Source organism: Sporomusa intestinalis (genome assembly GCF_055383785.1).
Genome location: NZ_AP042390.1, coordinates 964,805 through 980,132 on the forward strand (window position 1 = coordinate 964,805; position 15,328 = coordinate 980,132).

The window sequence follows — 15,328 nt, forward strand, 5'->3', positions numbered from 1 at the left end:
GCTTAAAAAACGGTCATTCCTATTTATCTTTAATTAATGTGAATAGGTTAACATGCATAAACACGCAATTGAAAAAAAGGGTAGGTGAAGTCGGTGGAGGACATGAAGGTTATCCTCAAAAAAGAGAATGGCATAGGGGTAGTAATCCTGAACGACCCGGAACAGCGAAACATTCTTTCTGTACCAATGGTCGAGGCATTGGAGAAACGTCTGGATGAATGCCATACTGACCCTGAAATCCGGGTAGTCGTATTACGGGGTGCCGGCAAAGCATTCAGTGCCGGCGGGAATCTCAATGCAATGAAAGAAAGAGTCGATACGGGAAATGCCAAAGAATACGGAGAGGGTGTCGGTAAGCTGGGAAAAGCCGCTGTAAAGATCAGACACCTCCGGAAACCTGTTATTGCTTCTATTCACGGCGCGGCGGCCGGCGGGGGGTTGAATCTTGCCCTGGCCTGCGACTTCCGCATTGTAGCAGAAGAGACGAAACTGGTTTTTTCTTTTGCCAATATCGGGTTAATACCCGACCTGGGCGGCCCGCTGCCGCTGCTACGGTCTATCGGTGTAGCCAGGACGACTGAGCTGCTTATGACCGGGCGCCTGTTTTCCGCCGCCGAGGCTCTGGCGTGGGGCCTGATTAACGAGGCAGTGCCGTTGGCCCAGTTGGAAGCGGCAACCATGCGTCTGGCCGCTAAGCTGGCCGGGGGTGCCACTGTTTCCTATGGCTATATCAAGGCGATGATAAATCAATTAGCCTTTCACGACCTGGAAGCGGAAATTCGCAATGAGGCTGAATATCAGGCCATATGTGCGGCAACGGCCGATCATAAAGAAGGCGTATATGCCTTCCTGGAAAAAAGGACGCCTGTATTCCGGGGCAAATAGAGAAGCTGGGCCGTCAATGAAAGCTAGCATAATAAGAAACCTAATCTACTAAAGGCTGGGGGAGGCTGTTATTTATGGAGAGAATCTTACCGTTCACTGATGAACATGATGTATTTCGTACGGCATTTTGTGAATTCTTAGACCAGGAAGTGGTTCCCCATTATGGGCAATGGGAAAAGGATGGCGGTGTGCCGCGGGAAGTATTTAAAAAGTTTGGCGACCTGGGTTATCTGTGCATCTGGCTGGAGGAAAAGTACGGCGGTGTTGGCGGCGACTTGCTGTATTCGGTAATCCAGGCGGAAGAAATGCAGGCCCGCGGCTTAAACAGCCTGTATACCAGGCTGCATGGCGACGTTATCGCTCCCTATATCTATACCCACGGCAGTGAGGAACTGAAACAACGGTGGCTGCCGGCCTGCGCTGCCGGAGAAAAGATTCTCGCTGTAGCCATGTCGGAGCCCCAGGCAGGTTCAGACCTTGCCAGCCTGGCAACCAGCGCGGTTAAAGAAGGCGACAACTACATAGTAAATGGTAATAAGGCGTGGATTTCCAATGGCATGCTGGCAGACCTTGTTGTAGTTGCGGTTAGGACTGATCCCAAGGCGAAACCTTACAAGGGCATCAGCCTGCTGTTAGTGGAAACCAACACGCCGGGCTTTAGGCGGAATCGCGTCCAAAAGGTCGGCATGCATGCCCAGGATACGGCGGAATTATTTTTTGCCGATTGTAAAGTACCGCAAGCGAACCTGCTGGGGGAAGAGAACAAAGGGTTTTACTATTTAATGGAAAAGCTGCAGTGGGAAAGAATCATGGCCGCCGTATGCGCTGTTAATCAGGCACAGTACAGTCTGGCGCTGACAATTCCTTACGTAAAAGAGCGAAAAATGTTCAATCAGCCCTTAAGTTCGTTTCAAAATACACAGTTTGAACTGGCAAAAGCGGCTACGGAGATTGAGGTTGCCAAAAGTTTCGTGGATCAGTTGGTTGTTCAGCATCTGGCTGGCAAAAAGCTCAGCAAAGAAGTCGCTATGGCCAAATATTATTGCAGTGATCTGGCCTTCCGCACTGCCGATCGCTGCGTGCAATTGTTCGGGGGCTATGGGTTGTGCGAGGAATACCCTATTGCCAGACAGTTTGTTGACAGCCGGTTTTTAAAGATGCTGGGCGGCACTTCGGAGATACAGCTAGTGATCATTGCCAAAGAGCTGGGATTATAGAATCTAATATCAAGGAGGTTACAATGAATATCTTTGCAGGATTAAAAGTTGTGGATTTTACGAACAACGCTGCCGGTCCTTTTGCTACCGCCATGCTTGCCGATTTCGGCGCTGAAGTGATCAAAATTGAGAAGCCGCAGGTGGGCGATGATATGCGTTCCTTTCCGCCGGCTTTGGATGGCACCGGGGTTCCCTTCTTTTGGTTCAACCGCGGCAAAAAATCAATTGTGCTGGATATGGAGGATGGTAAGGGGCGGGAAGTGGCCAGGAAGCTGGTCGCGACGGCTGACCTTATAGTCGAAAGCTTTAAACCCGGTACGATGGAGAAGTTCGGCTTAGGCTATGCAGAGGTCAAAGAAATCAATCCGTCGGTTGTTATGTGCTCTGTTTCGGCCTTCGGACAAACGGGCCCCTACCGGCACAAACCGGGGTATGATATCGTTGCCCAGGCGCTGAGCGGAGCCATGGATCTAACAGGCGAGCCGGATGGGCCGCCAACCCGGTCCGGCCTTGTTCTGGCTGATTATGTGGCCGGGATACATGCCTATGGGGCGATAACCACCGCCCTTTATCACCGGCAGCGTACCGGGGTTGGCCAGCATATCGACATCGCCCTGCTCGATTGCATGGTCTCTTTCAATGGCCTGATTGAGCATGCCGGGTTAGGACGGAAACCGACAAGAACAGGCAATCATCATAGTGTATTGGCTCCCTTTGGCTTATTCCAGGGAACAGGCGGCAGTGTTATCATCGGCGCCCCCAATCAAAAATTCTGGAAATTGCTCTGCCGGGTCATGGGAAAGGAAGCTCTTGCTGATGACCCGCTATATTGTACCGGTGCGGACAGGATCAAGAATATTAAAAATTTGATTGCTGAACTGGAAAAATGGCTTAAGACATTTCCTAATGTTGATGAACCGCTGGCTCTAATCGACCAGGCGGGAATACCGTGCGCGAAAGTAAACACAACCAATGACCTGCTGGCCGATAGCCAATTGCAGGCCAGAGGTATGATTTGTGAGCTTGAATTGCCGGACGGCAGTTCAATTCCCGCAATCAAGTCTAGAGGGAACCCCTTTAAGTTTTCGGAAACGGCTGCGGTTATGAAAAAACCGCCTGCTTTAGGCCAGCATCTGGAGGAAGTTCTGGCAGGTCTTAGTTATGGTAAAGAGGAAATTGCTGAACTGAAAAAACGCTGGAGTACTGGCAGCAGATAACTTGCAAAATTATAGAGATTCATTAATAAATGAGTAGTACTGGAGGTAGTTGTGGTGACAGAAGCCAAGCGGATCAATTGGTCAAAAATTATTGGCGGGATTATTGGTATTATAATCGGGTTGGCTATTGCCAATACGCCTGCGCCTGAGGGGCTTTCCCCGCAGGCGATGTGGGGAATAGGAATTTTCAGTTGGGCAGTAGTTTGGTGGATCGCCGATGTGCTGTCTGACTTTGGCACAGGCCTGTTGATGTGTTGTGCCTGGGCTGTATTTAAAGTGGTTCCTTTTTCCATAGCGTTTGCCTCTTTTTCGACAAGTACAATCTGGATTATTGTCGGTGCCCTTGGTCTTGGCGTGGCTGCAACCAAAAGCGGTCTGTTGAACCGGGTAGCATTGATGACCATGAGCAAGTTTCCCTTAACCTTTGGCGGTCAGGTATTGGCTTTAGTGAGTGCCGGTCTGGTTTTGACCCCGTTCATTCCCAGCGGTACTGCCAAAGCAGCCGTGTTGGCCCCCTTTGCCCGGTCGATTTGTGAAAACATGGGTTATGAGAATAAAAGCCCGGGCGCGGCGGGCCTGTTCAATGCACTCTTCCTGACGACAGGGCTGGCTTATCCTATATTTCTCAGCGGTAATTTCCTGTGCTATGCCATTTTGGGCCTATTGCCCAAAGATGTACAGGCGCAAATAACCTGGGGAACCTGGTTCATCAATGCCTTGCCGTGGGGGCTTACAATGCTTGTTTTAAGTTACTTTGCTATCATAGTCTTATACAAGCCGAGAGAGAGTAAGCCAATGAGCTCCGGCTTTATTAAAGAAAGACTGGAGAACCTTGGTCCTCTGACCAAACACGAAATTATTACCGGCGTAGTTCTCATTATAGCGTTAATTCTGTGGATGACAGAGAGAATGCATGGAATTGAATCAGCCGTCGTAGCTTGTGTTGCAACGATTGTCCTGATCACTTTTGGCGTTTTCGACCGCAATGCCTTCCGTGCTAACATCGCCTGGGATGCCATTATATTTATTGGAGCCCTTATCAATGTATCAGGTGTTTTTAAAACACTTAAAATTGACGCCTGGATCGGTCAAGCCCTTGCTCCTTATCTGTCACCGCTGGTGTCGGGCAATATTTTTGTATTCATCATTCTGCTTTGCTTAATCATCTACGTCGTCAGGGTGGTGCTGGTATCCCAGCTTGCGACTGCTGCCATACTGATCCTCGTGCTTACACCATTCAGTATTCAAGCGGGAATTAGTCCCTGGGTTACCGCTTTTGTTATCTTTGTTGCCGTTAATGTATGGTACACATTTTATCAAAATGCCAGCTTTTTAGTTGCTTATTATGCTACCGGCGGGGACATGATTGAGCATCGGCAAACAATAAAAATGTGTGTAGTCTATATGGCCGTTTCTCTTCTTGGTTTGTTGGTCAGTGTACCGGTATGGAAGATGACAGGTCTTATCCGTTAAGCGCTTGAGACAGAGATAGTGTAGCAGTATCAAAGGACTGTCATATTAACAGTACGAAATACAAAAAACAGCAACCGGCAGTTTGCAATGCAATATACTTATATTTAGATTAAGCAATCCTGGCGGCAGGGGTCAGGTTGCCGGATCAAATCCTGCGCTAGTAACGCCAAATGAGGAAGATACCTCATTTGGCGTTTTTATTGTCACTTAAAAACTAATTTAGAGAATTTGTTAGCAGTGCCATGTTAGGCTTTGCCAGAATAATTCACGCTGGAGGAAATCAGGTATATGGCTTAGTATTATATACAGAACCAGGCTAAGTTAAATCAATGGTGGTTACAGCGCCGATTAACCTAACTATTGGAAAGGGGGAGTATGCTTGCGGGAATCTAAGTATATATCGGTTCATAATAAACAGCTGAGTAGAGAGATACTGCTTAAAATTTTAGACAATTCTTATGACGCTATTTTTGCTACAGATAGTACGGGTATAACTATTTATGCAAATAAAGCTTGTGAGCAATATTATGGAATCAGGCCAAGTGATATGATCGGCAAAGACCCATGGCAGTTTATGGAGCAAGCCGGATGTTACCCGCCTACTGCGCCGATTACGCTTCACTGCAAGGCTAGAAACACGCTGGAGCAGTCAACGCGGACAGGAGCTAAAATGGTAGTAACCAATACTCCGATTTATGATCAGAATGGTAATATTGAATTTTTGGTGCAAAATTGCCGTGATGTAAAACAATTGGCAGATATAAAACGTGATTTAGAACAAACAAAAGAATTATTAGCGCGGATGGAAAAAGAAGTTGTAGTATTAAGAAAAAAAGAACTGCAAAATGTCAAGCTTGTGGCTCACAGTGCGCAAATGAAAGAGTTAATGCAATTAGTGGAAAAAGTGGCACCTGTCGATATAAACATTTTAATTCTAGGTGAGACAGGGACTGGCAAAAGTGCCCTTGCCAAAAATATTCACAGGATTAGTTCACGCCAGAACGGGCCTTTTATCAGCATTAATTGTGCGGCTATTCCGGCAGACCTGATTGAGTCAGAATTGTTTGGCTATATGGGAGGGGCTTTTACCGGCGCGCTGCAAAAAGGCAAGACAGGTCTTATCGAACTGGCCGACGGCGGCACCTTGTTTTTGGATGAAATAGCGGAGTTGCCGCCACGTCTGCAGGGTAAGATTCTCGATGTTATTCAGGAGCGGCGCTTTATACCGATCGGCGGCCAGCAGGTCAAGACGGTGGACTGCCGGATTATTTCAGCTACCAACAGGAATATGAATGCTCTGATCGAGCGGGGACTTTTTCGTGAAGACCTCTATTACCGGCTTAATGTAATTGAATTAGAATTACGGCCTTTGCGGGAACGGCCTGAAGATACGCTGTCGTTAATCTATTATTTTTTAAACAAGTTTAATAAGAAATACAAAAAAGACCATAGCATATCGCCGGCATGCAGAGATATACTGCTTGACTATTCCTGGCCAGGCAATATCAGAGAACTGGAAAACATGATAGAACGGCTTGTTGTCGTCGTAGAGGACTCGACCGTTGAAGTATGCCATTTGCCCAAAATTTTCTCTGAAGCATTTGCCAAAAACATACAGTTTCTCGAAAAGGAGAAACCGCAAGTCAGTACTTTAGATGAAGCTGTGTATCAGTTAGAACGCAGAATGATTGTGGAAGCATTTCAGAAATATGGCAGTTCCCGTAAGGTTGCTTACGCACTACATATTAGTCAAAGTAAAGCCCATAGACTAATTGAAAAATATTGCAAACAATAATTTAATAGTAATGTCTTTCCTCATTTGCTGTGAATCATAGACGACTCAACGAGTTATTCAAATCTGAATCAAAAACAATAAAAGTATGTCAAATATTTAGGCAGGTTACTGTTTGAACTTTACTGAATATTTGAAATAAATACTGGAAAAACAAGTACTTTCCGGTATTTATTTTTTTGCGGAAAAATATTTTCGCCTATCACCAAAATGGCATGAAAGATGCATTTATAGTTTAGCGTAACAGTAGACCGCGATTATTAACCATGCCGGGAGGTGGTGCAGCAGTAAACAAAGCAACTGTACAAAAGGCTGGACTTGCAATTTTATATTACATGATAGGAGGAGCTTTAGATGAGTCATTTTAAAGAATTGGCCGAAGCAGTATTGGAAGGTGACGACGACAAGGTGCAGGCAATTACCCGGCAATTGATCAATGCCGGCGCAGCTCCATTAGCTATTGTCAACAAGGGGTTGCTGGCAGGTATGGATATTGTAGCGCCTAAATTTAAAGCCGGTGAAATGTTCATTCCAGAAGTTATGATGTCCGCTAACGCCTTGGCAGAGGGGCTGAAATTAGTTAAGCCGCTGCTTTCTACAGAAGATACAGCAGGTATGGCCACCTTCCTGATGGGGACGGTAAAAGGAGATTTGCATGATATCGGCAAGAATCTTGTTGTCATGATTTTAGAGAGCAGCGGCTTTAATGTTGTTGATTTGGGAGTGGATATATCACCGGAGCAATTCGTGGCAGCTATACAAGAGCATAAACCGCAAATTGTGGGCATGTGCGCGTTATTGACAACCACGATGATGGTGATGCAGGAAACCATAGCTGCGATTATTGCGGCCGGGTTGAGGGATAAGGTAAAGATTCTGGTGGGCGGCGCCCCGCTTTATCCTGCGTTTGCAGAAAAGATTGGTGCTGACGGCTATTGCGTAGACGCTGTGGCCTGTAAGGAAATGGCAGCGGCCCTGGTGGGAAAAATGTAAACTGGAGGATTGGTCATGGTAATTGTCGGTGAACTAATTAATACCAGCCGCAAAGCTGTCTCTGAAGCCGTAGACCGGCAGGATGCTCAATTTATTCGGCAGCTGGCCCAAGAACAGGCTGGGGCTGGCGCCAATTATATAGATGTAAACTGCGGCAACAAGGTCTTTAATGAGCTTGAGAACATGCAATGGCTGGTCAATATCATCCAGGAAGCAGTTCAGCTTCCCTTATGTATTGACAGTCCCAATCCGCAGGCGCTGGAAGCGGGCCTCAAACTGGCAAAGCATGGAACCCCCATGATCAACTCCATAACCGATGAAGGGCCGCGTTTGGCCGCAGTCCTGCCGCTTGTGCAAAAATACCAAGCCAAGATTGTGGCTTTGTGCATGGATGAACAGGGCATGCCGGACACAGCGGCAGACCGTATGCGGGTAGTAAAAAGTTTGCAGGCCAAACTGCTGGCAGCCGGCATAAAAAACGATGACATCTATTTTGATCCGCTGGTAAAACCAGTCAGCAGTGTGAGTACGGCCGGCATAGAAGTATTAGAAACAATACAGATGATAAAGGCCCAGTATCCGGCAGTCCACTTCATGTGCGGGCTAAGTAATATTTCTTATGGATTACCAAACCGCAGCTATCTGAATCGGCTGTTTGTATCACAAACCATGGCAGTTGGTATGGACGGCTATATTCTCAATCCAACAGACAAAGCAATGATGGGGCTAATTCATGCAGCAAAAACGCTGCTGGGAAAAGATGAATACTGTATGGGGTATATCAGAGCCCATCGCCGAGGCTTCTACGAAAAATAGTCTGAAAAATCGAAATTATAATAACCGGAGGAGGAGACACCAATGAAAAACATGGAGTATCTCAAAGCTAAACCGATCGCTGTATTGGGCGCAGGTGCCGTGGGCAAGGCAATAGCCGGCGATTGCGCTTTGGGCGGCGCCAGGGTCCGCCTTTGCGATTTGCCGCCTTTTGCCGAAAAGACATTGTTTGGCATTGAACAAAGAGGTATTAAATTTTTTGGCGATCAACTGAATCTATATGGCTTTGAACGGAACGGTACGGCCCGGATGGAGCTGGTTACCACTGAGGTAGCGGAGGCCGTAAAAGGGGCAGGTTTGATCGTGGTAGCGATGCCCTGCGCCGGCCATAAACCGTTCTTTGAAAAGTTGATTCCGGCCCTGGAAGATGGGATGGTTGTTCACATTTTTCCCGATAACTATGGTTCTTTGCTCTTAAGAAAGCTGATGCGGGAAGCGGGCTGCAACAAAGACGTCATTATTGGCGGCTGGTCCAGTTCGACCTATGGCAGCCGTGTGGAAATCAAGGGCGGCGTAATTTTACCGAAAATTCGGGTTTATTACCGGGCGATTACCTTACGCGGCGCGGCGTTGCCGGCCTGTGATACCAACGCTTTTCTCGCCAGCGCAAAATATCTGCCGTCAATGGACGCGGTAACCTTCGGGCAAGGCGCCGTTGCCGGTGATACGGTAATGGATACTGGTTTTAGCAATGTTAATCCGGTATTGCATTGTCCGGGCACTATTTTGGGTGTAGGTGTTATGGAAAACTTCGGGGTTATTTTTGGCGAAGATAAATATAAATACAGTATTTATTCCCATGCCTACTGCCCTTCGATTTCTGAGGTGCAATACGCTTTTTATCAAGAGGAATGCGCTTTGGCGGCAGTCATGGGAGTCGGCATTCAACCCTATAGAAAGGAACAGTTTTTCTCCCGGGAAAATGTATTAGGGGCCGAATATATGGGTGAAGATTATGTTATACCCTTTGAACAGCAAGACCCGATTCAGTTTGGTACCGGCCCGTTCACTATGGAGAATCGATACATCACCGAAGATATCCCGGTAGGTTGTCATGTGTATCATGAGCTAGGCAAAAAATTTGGTGTTAAGACACCGGTTATTGATTCGATGATTAACCTGGCCTCCGCAATTCTGGGAAGAGATTTTTACAAGCTCGGCTACACCCTGGATTATTTAGGGATTGGCCATATGAATAAAGAAGAAATGAATGCATACCTGCGCGAGGGTGCTTACAAAGCGCAGTAGCAGCTTACGTATTGGCTAGCAGCGGAAAGGGAAGTGAGACATTATGGTTATGCCGGTTAAACGGAATATTGAGTTTTCCGTCCTGAACCAGGAGAAGATCAATAAGATCCATGAAAAAAGCCTCTATATAATGGAGCATATAGGCATGAAATTCAGGGGCGAGCGGGCGATAAAGCTGTTGCAAGAAAATGGCGCTGTGATGACAGACGACGGCTTAATCCATATTCCGCCGCAGCTGGTCGACAGGGCGCTCAAAAGCGCTCCCAAAGAGCTGACCTTGTATACCCGTGATGGTCAGCCGGCGATGACCATCAACAGCGGGAAGCAAGTGTATTTTGGCACCCATTCGGACCAACTGGAATTTGTCGATCCTGTTAGCAATACGGTGCGGCAGTTTCTGAAAAAAGATATTCAAACAATGTGTAAGGTGGCCGATTATCTGCCAAATATCTCTTTTGTATTATCGGTAGGCATGACGGCCGATGTCAATCCCAAAGTACAGACCCAAAGCACCTTCATCGAAACAGTAAAGAACTTTAGCAAAACGATCAATTTTTCCAGCAATGACATTCAGTCTCTGCGTGACATAATCCATATAGCCGCTGATGTAGCCGGAGGGTTGGATAAGTTACAGGAAAAACCCTTTATCTTTAACTACTGCGAGCCTATTCCCCCGCTGACTCACCCTGAGGAAAGTACGGAAAAGGTGTACATCAGCGCGGAAAACCGGATACCTTTTGTGTATATGCCGTATTGCATGATGGGGGGAACATCGCCGATGAGCAAGGCGGCCACGTTGGCACAATGCAATGCGGAGGCTTTGGCAGGCTTGGTCCTTACCCAATTGGTCAGCGAGGGCGCGCCGTTTATCTATGGTGCCATGCCGTCTGTATTTGATATGCAGACTACGGTTGGCAGCTACGCAGCCCCTGAGTTCCATGTAAATATTGCAGCCATGGCCGACTTGGTCGCCTATTACGGGCTGCCCTTTTATGGTACTGCCGGCTGTTCCGACGCCAGGGTCATTGATGAGCAGGCCATGGCCGAAAGTACGATGCAAATATTTTCGACAATGCTAAGTAAAGCCCATATCATTCATGATGTCGGCGTAATGGATCATTGTAAGAGTGTTTCACCGGAACTGGTGGTTTTGGCTAATGAAATTATTGAAGGATTAAAACATTATGTTGCGGGCATTGATACGGCGGAAGAAGATTTTGCAATGGAAGTAATGGCAAAGGTAGGGCCGGGAGGCCATTATCTGACGCAAAAACATACCAATAAAAATTTCCGCCAGGTATGGTATCCCAGCTTGTTCAGCCGCAAGATGAATAATGAGAACTACTCGGAGATCAGCAGCAAGGTGAAGGCCAAAATCAAAGAAATTATGGAGGAATACGAGGTTCCCCGGCTGGATGCTTCGATAGTCAAAACATTAGCGGGCTGGGAACGGAAATTCGGGTTATAGGTTTTTACCAGGGGGGCGCTGTGCATTGTTTACGGCCATACCCTGGTAGCAAATTCATGATAAGAATGCTAGTGTCTTGACAACCCTAATCCTATGGATACTGACGGGAGCTTTTCCGTAAGCCTGCGTTGTTGTCAATCGGCATACGTCCGGTAAGCCTCATTCCTCCGCCTTGTCTTACGAAAACGCTCCTCGCCATTATCCTACAGTTTTAAGGTTGACACGCTACTAGAGAGCATGCTTAGGATGGGGGCATATTCACAATGATTTTTTGGCAAAACCGTGATTGGGGCATCAATTATATCAAAACACGGAAAAACCATGTGTGTTACGGAATGGGATTAGGCATTATCCTGCTTAATGATGCGTATCCCGGATTTCCCGGTGATGTTCGCAATGCCAGCGCTTTTTCCTATCCGGTACAATATGAAATTGCCGCAGGGGTAACCAATAAAACCCTGGTGTATGATAATAATCCGGCGCAATGCCGGACCGCGGTCATAGCGGCGGCAAAAAAGCTGGAGCGGCTGGGGTGTAGGGCAATTGCCGCGGAGTGTGGCTACTTTGCCTTTTTTCAGCAGGATGTGGCGGCAGTGGTGGAGGTACCGGTATTCATGTCCAGTTTGCTGCAAGTCCCTTTTATTCAGCAGGTGATTGGACCAGCTAAGAAGGTCGGCATTATTTGCGCCCAAAAGCAATTTCTCAGCCCAGAGCATTTAAAAAATGTAGGCATTACGCCGGGGAGCAACTATGTCATTGCCGGCGCCCAGGATGAATATGGCTGCACCGAATTTAATAATTTGTGGAACCCTTTACAGCGGCCGGACTGCCCGGAAGCTTATTACAGCAAGGCGGAACAACAAATGATCAACACGGGCAAGGGTCTTGTCAAAAAACATCCTGATATTGGGGCTATTATGCTGGAATGTACCGGCATGCAGCCTTTTGCGCGGGCTATGCAACGGGAAATCGACCTGCCGGTATTTAGCTGGGGAACCTTGCTGGACTACGCCTATTCGGTTGTAGCTCATCGCGACTATTATGGCCATGTCTAATATCTTTGTGTAGGCGCTACGGTTGTCAGACTGAAAGTGACAAATAATAAAATAAAATATTCTGAAAAAAGTGGTGATTAAAAATTCTTGCATCCTAATATTGCTGTTTCCAAGCATAGACGCATATTCTATGATCCTCTGTCGTAGCTGATGGCAATATGCTCCCTGAAAATATACGAGGAGGTTATGTAATGAATACAAGCAGCGTAATTAAGTATGACGATGTGCCGTTAAATAAGTTTCACTGGCGAATGACCGGAATCACCTTTGCCGCCCACTTCACCGACGGCTTTTCCCTGGGGGTTATTGGTATAGCGCTGACGGTTATTACTCCCCAGATGGGACTGTCCCCCTTTTGGCAGGGGCTTATAGGCAGTTCGGCTTTAATTGGTTTGTTTTTAGGCAGTTTGTTTCTCGGCTGGGTTTCGGATTACGTTGGCCGAAAAAAAATATTTATGCTTAATTTTGTGGTAATTGCTATTGCCACCGTCTTACAGTTTTTTGTGCAGACACCGGAGCAGTTGTTTTGCTTAAGGATCATAATTGGCATTGGCCTCGGCGGTGACTATAGTGTTGGCCATACCATGCTGGCGGAATTTTTGCCGCGGAAGCATCGTGGCGCTATCTTGGGGGCATTTAGTGTTATTTGGACCTTTGGCTATGTACTGGCAAGTTTCCTGGGGATATTTTTACAATCGGCACTTGCTGATTCCTGGCGTTGGCTGCTGATATCTGCTTTTCCGCTGGCGCTGTTTGTCATTGTTTTCCGGCTAGGCAGCCCCGAATCACCCCGGTGGTTACTACGGCAGGGGCGCCATGAGGAAGCCCAGGCCATAGTCCACAAATATTTAGGGACCAATGTTGTGCTTGACGATGAGCTACAAGTACCGGCAACAGGTAATTTTAGCGATTTATTCAGCAGAAGATTAATTACCCGTACCTTGTTTAACTGCATCTTCTTTATGTGTCTGGTAATTCCATATTTTGCTATATATACGTTTTTGCCCGATATTTTGAGAATAATGGGTTTGTCTGAAAATTTTACCACTAACATGCTGTTAAATGCCTTATTGATAGTGGGGGCTCTATGCGGTATCTGGTGGACGATAAAATTCACGCGTCGCGGCTTTCTCATTAACTCTTTTATCTTTTTATCTATAGCCCTGCTTGTTTTAGGCTTACTGCCGGAAAGCGCCAAAACCCTTATGGTTATTACCTTTGCCGCCTTTACGCTAGTAATGTCCGCCGTATCTAACTTAGTCGGGGTTTTTCCGGCGGAAAGCTTTCCCACTGATGTCCGTTCTTCCGGTGTAGGGCTGGCTACTGCCGCCAGCCGCCTTGGTGCAGCCGTTGGCACCTTTCTATTACCGATGAGTATTGCTAATTTGGGGATGAGTGTTACGCTTATCTGGCTGACAGGTACGCTGGTAGTCGGTACGATCGTCTCTGTTGCCTGGGCACCGGAAACAAAGACATTAACCCTGGGGGAGGCAAGCGCAATAGATCGGGTAGGTACGAGGCAGGAAAATATGTAAGTCTTTAGTCCTGGTGTCTTGGCCATGGTGAATTTTAGTTTTTGGGTTGACGCCGCCATTTGCTGTTTTGGCCGTCAGCAAACTAAAAATATATGTGGTCAAGGCACCCCCTGAATATAGTGGAATCCGGCGGCTGTTTTGGCAGGAGGAAGAGGAGGAATACGATGTATTTGGGTCATATGGATGCGGATTTGAGAAAAATTCATAACGCCTCTTTGCAAATTCTCAGGGAAACCGGCATGAAATTTCATGTCCCCGAAATCTTGGCATTATTGAGGGATAACGGGGTAAAAGTAAGCGGGCAAACGGCTTTATTTACAAACGAGCAAATTATGTACTGGGTGGGGAAAGCTCCGTCAAGTTTTACGCTGTTTGCGCGCAATCCGCAATATGATATTGTTGTCGGCGGGGATCAGGTGGAATGCTGTCCGGGGTCGGGTTCTCCGTCTGTTGTCGATGCTGCCGGCGCGAAGCATCCGGCTACTATCGAAGACTATGTAAATTTCATTAAATTGTACCATCAGAGTGACCTGTATAAGGTTAACGGCGGGTTCGTGGTGCAGCCTGCGGATTTAACAGGCAAAAATAGCATTGCTGTCATGTTGTATGCAACTATGCTGTGTTCGGATAAAGGGATTATAACCGGTACGGGGCCAGCGGCAGAAGTAGAAGCACTTATGGATATGCTGAGGATAGTCTTTGGCAGAGAGGAACTGGCCCGGAAGGCCCGGGCAATAACTATTGTAAATACCAATACACCGCTGCAGTTTGATAAAAACATGCTGGAGACTTTAATGGTATTCGTAAAATATGCGCAACCGGTTATCATTGCGGCAGCTTCGATGGCAGGCACTACGGCACCGGTTACCTTGGCGGGCACAATCGCTTTAACCAACGCGGAAGTGTTAGCCGGAATCGCCATCTCCCAAATGTTAAGAGCAGGAACACCGGTTGTGTATGGATCACAGACCACTACGGCGGATATGAAGACAGGCAGCATCGCTATCGGCTCGCCGGAAGGGGCCTTATGCTATGAATATGCTGCCCGGCTTGCCAAAGCCTACGGACTTCCCTGCCGCGGCGGCGGTTCCCTGACAGATGCCAAATCCCTAACCGTTCAATCCGGCTATGAAAGCATGCTAACCTGTTTGGCTACTCATAAGGCCGGTACAAATCTTATTTTCCAGAGCGCAGGTATTATGGATAGCTATTTGGCTGTATCCTACGAAAAATTTATTGTAGATCTCGAAATTATTGGCATGGTAAAGCGTTATCTGCGGGGTGTGCGGGTTGATGACGATACACTGGCAGTTGACTTAATTAATAAAGTAGGTATTGCCGGCCAATTTCTGTCTGCACAACATACCGCCAGGAATTTCCGCAAAGAAACATTTATACCAGAGGTCAGCGCCAGGGGAACTGTCAGTGGCGACCCAGGCGCCAGGCTGCTGGCAACGATAATAAATAAGAAAAGCTCAATGCTGGTCAATTACCAAAGACCAGAGCTTGCTGAGAAAATTAATAAGCAGCTGATAGATTATTTAATTGGCAGGGGTGTTTCTCCTCAGTATATTGAAGCCTTGCAAGAAATGTAACAGATACCAACTCACA

General features: G+C 47.1%; 12 protein-coding genes. All 12 read left to right on the plus strand.

The annotated features are described in order from the left end of the window. Positions 1-102: 102 nt before the first annotated feature. The 12 genes from ACZ481_RS04385 to ACZ481_RS04440 all read left to right on the plus strand — a co-directional run bounded on the left by ACZ481_RS04385 (position 103) and on the right by ACZ481_RS04440 (position 15,312). Positions 103-885 carry an enoyl-CoA hydratase/isomerase family protein gene (locus tag ACZ481_RS04385; RefSeq protein WP_464770575.1) on the plus strand — a complete coding sequence of 261 codons (783 nt, stop codon included), beginning with the start codon at positions 103-105 and terminating at the stop codon, positions 883-885. Between the two features lie 74 nt (positions 886-959). After that, complete coding sequence (locus tag ACZ481_RS04390; RefSeq protein ID WP_464768949.1) at positions 960-2,102, plus strand: acyl-CoA dehydrogenase family protein; 1,143 nt, start codon at positions 960-962, stop codon at positions 2,100-2,102. 23 nt (positions 2,103-2,125) lie between these two features. Next, positions 2,126-3,319: a CaiB/BaiF CoA transferase family protein gene (locus tag ACZ481_RS04395; protein ID WP_464768950.1), complete on the plus strand. Its 1,194-nt coding sequence runs from the start codon at positions 2,126-2,128 to the stop codon at positions 3,317-3,319. A gap of 54 nt (positions 3,320-3,373) precedes the next feature. Further along, a complete protein-coding gene (locus ACZ481_RS04400; protein ID WP_464768951.1) occupies positions 3,374-4,792 on the plus strand; it encodes an SLC13 family permease in 1,419 nt (472 codons plus the stop codon). Positions 4,793-5,171: 379 nt separating this feature from the next. Next, positions 5,172-6,587 (plus strand): sigma-54 interaction domain-containing protein, encoded by a 1,416-nt coding sequence (locus ACZ481_RS04405; RefSeq protein ID WP_464768952.1) that lies wholly within the window; start codon positions 5,172-5,174, stop codon positions 6,585-6,587. A 351-nt stretch (positions 6,588-6,938) separates the two neighbouring features. Then, positions 6,939-7,577, plus strand: coding sequence for a cobalamin B12-binding domain-containing protein (locus ACZ481_RS04410; protein WP_464768953.1), 639 nt, complete (start codon positions 6,939-6,941; stop codon positions 7,575-7,577). Positions 7,578-7,592: 15 nt separating this feature from the next. Further along, on the plus strand, positions 7,593-8,393 hold the full coding sequence (locus ACZ481_RS04415; protein WP_464768954.1) for a methyltetrahydrofolate cobalamin methyltransferase: 801 nt from the start codon (positions 7,593-7,595) through the stop codon (positions 8,391-8,393). Between the two features lie 42 nt (positions 8,394-8,435). Continuing rightward, positions 8,436-9,659, plus strand: coding sequence for an NAD/NADP octopine/nopaline dehydrogenase family protein (locus tag ACZ481_RS04420; protein WP_464768955.1), 1,224 nt, complete (start codon positions 8,436-8,438; stop codon positions 9,657-9,659). 49 nt (positions 9,660-9,708) lie between these two features. Then, positions 9,709-11,127: a trimethylamine methyltransferase family protein gene (locus ACZ481_RS04425; protein ID WP_464768956.1), complete on the plus strand. Its 1,419-nt coding sequence runs from the start codon at positions 9,709-9,711 to the stop codon at positions 11,125-11,127. A 263-nt stretch (positions 11,128-11,390) separates the two neighbouring features. Then, positions 11,391-12,182: an aspartate/glutamate racemase family protein gene (locus tag ACZ481_RS04430; RefSeq protein WP_464768957.1), complete on the plus strand. Its 792-nt coding sequence runs from the start codon at positions 11,391-11,393 to the stop codon at positions 12,180-12,182. Between the two features lie 191 nt (positions 12,183-12,373). After that, a complete protein-coding gene (locus ACZ481_RS04435; RefSeq protein WP_464768958.1) occupies positions 12,374-13,717 on the plus strand; it encodes an MFS transporter in 1,344 nt (447 codons plus the stop codon). Positions 13,718-13,881: 164 nt separating this feature from the next. Next, entirely contained in the window at positions 13,882-15,312 is a 1,431-nt protein-coding gene (locus ACZ481_RS04440; RefSeq protein WP_464768959.1) for a trimethylamine methyltransferase family protein, read from the plus strand. Positions 15,313-15,328 lie beyond the last annotated feature (16 nt).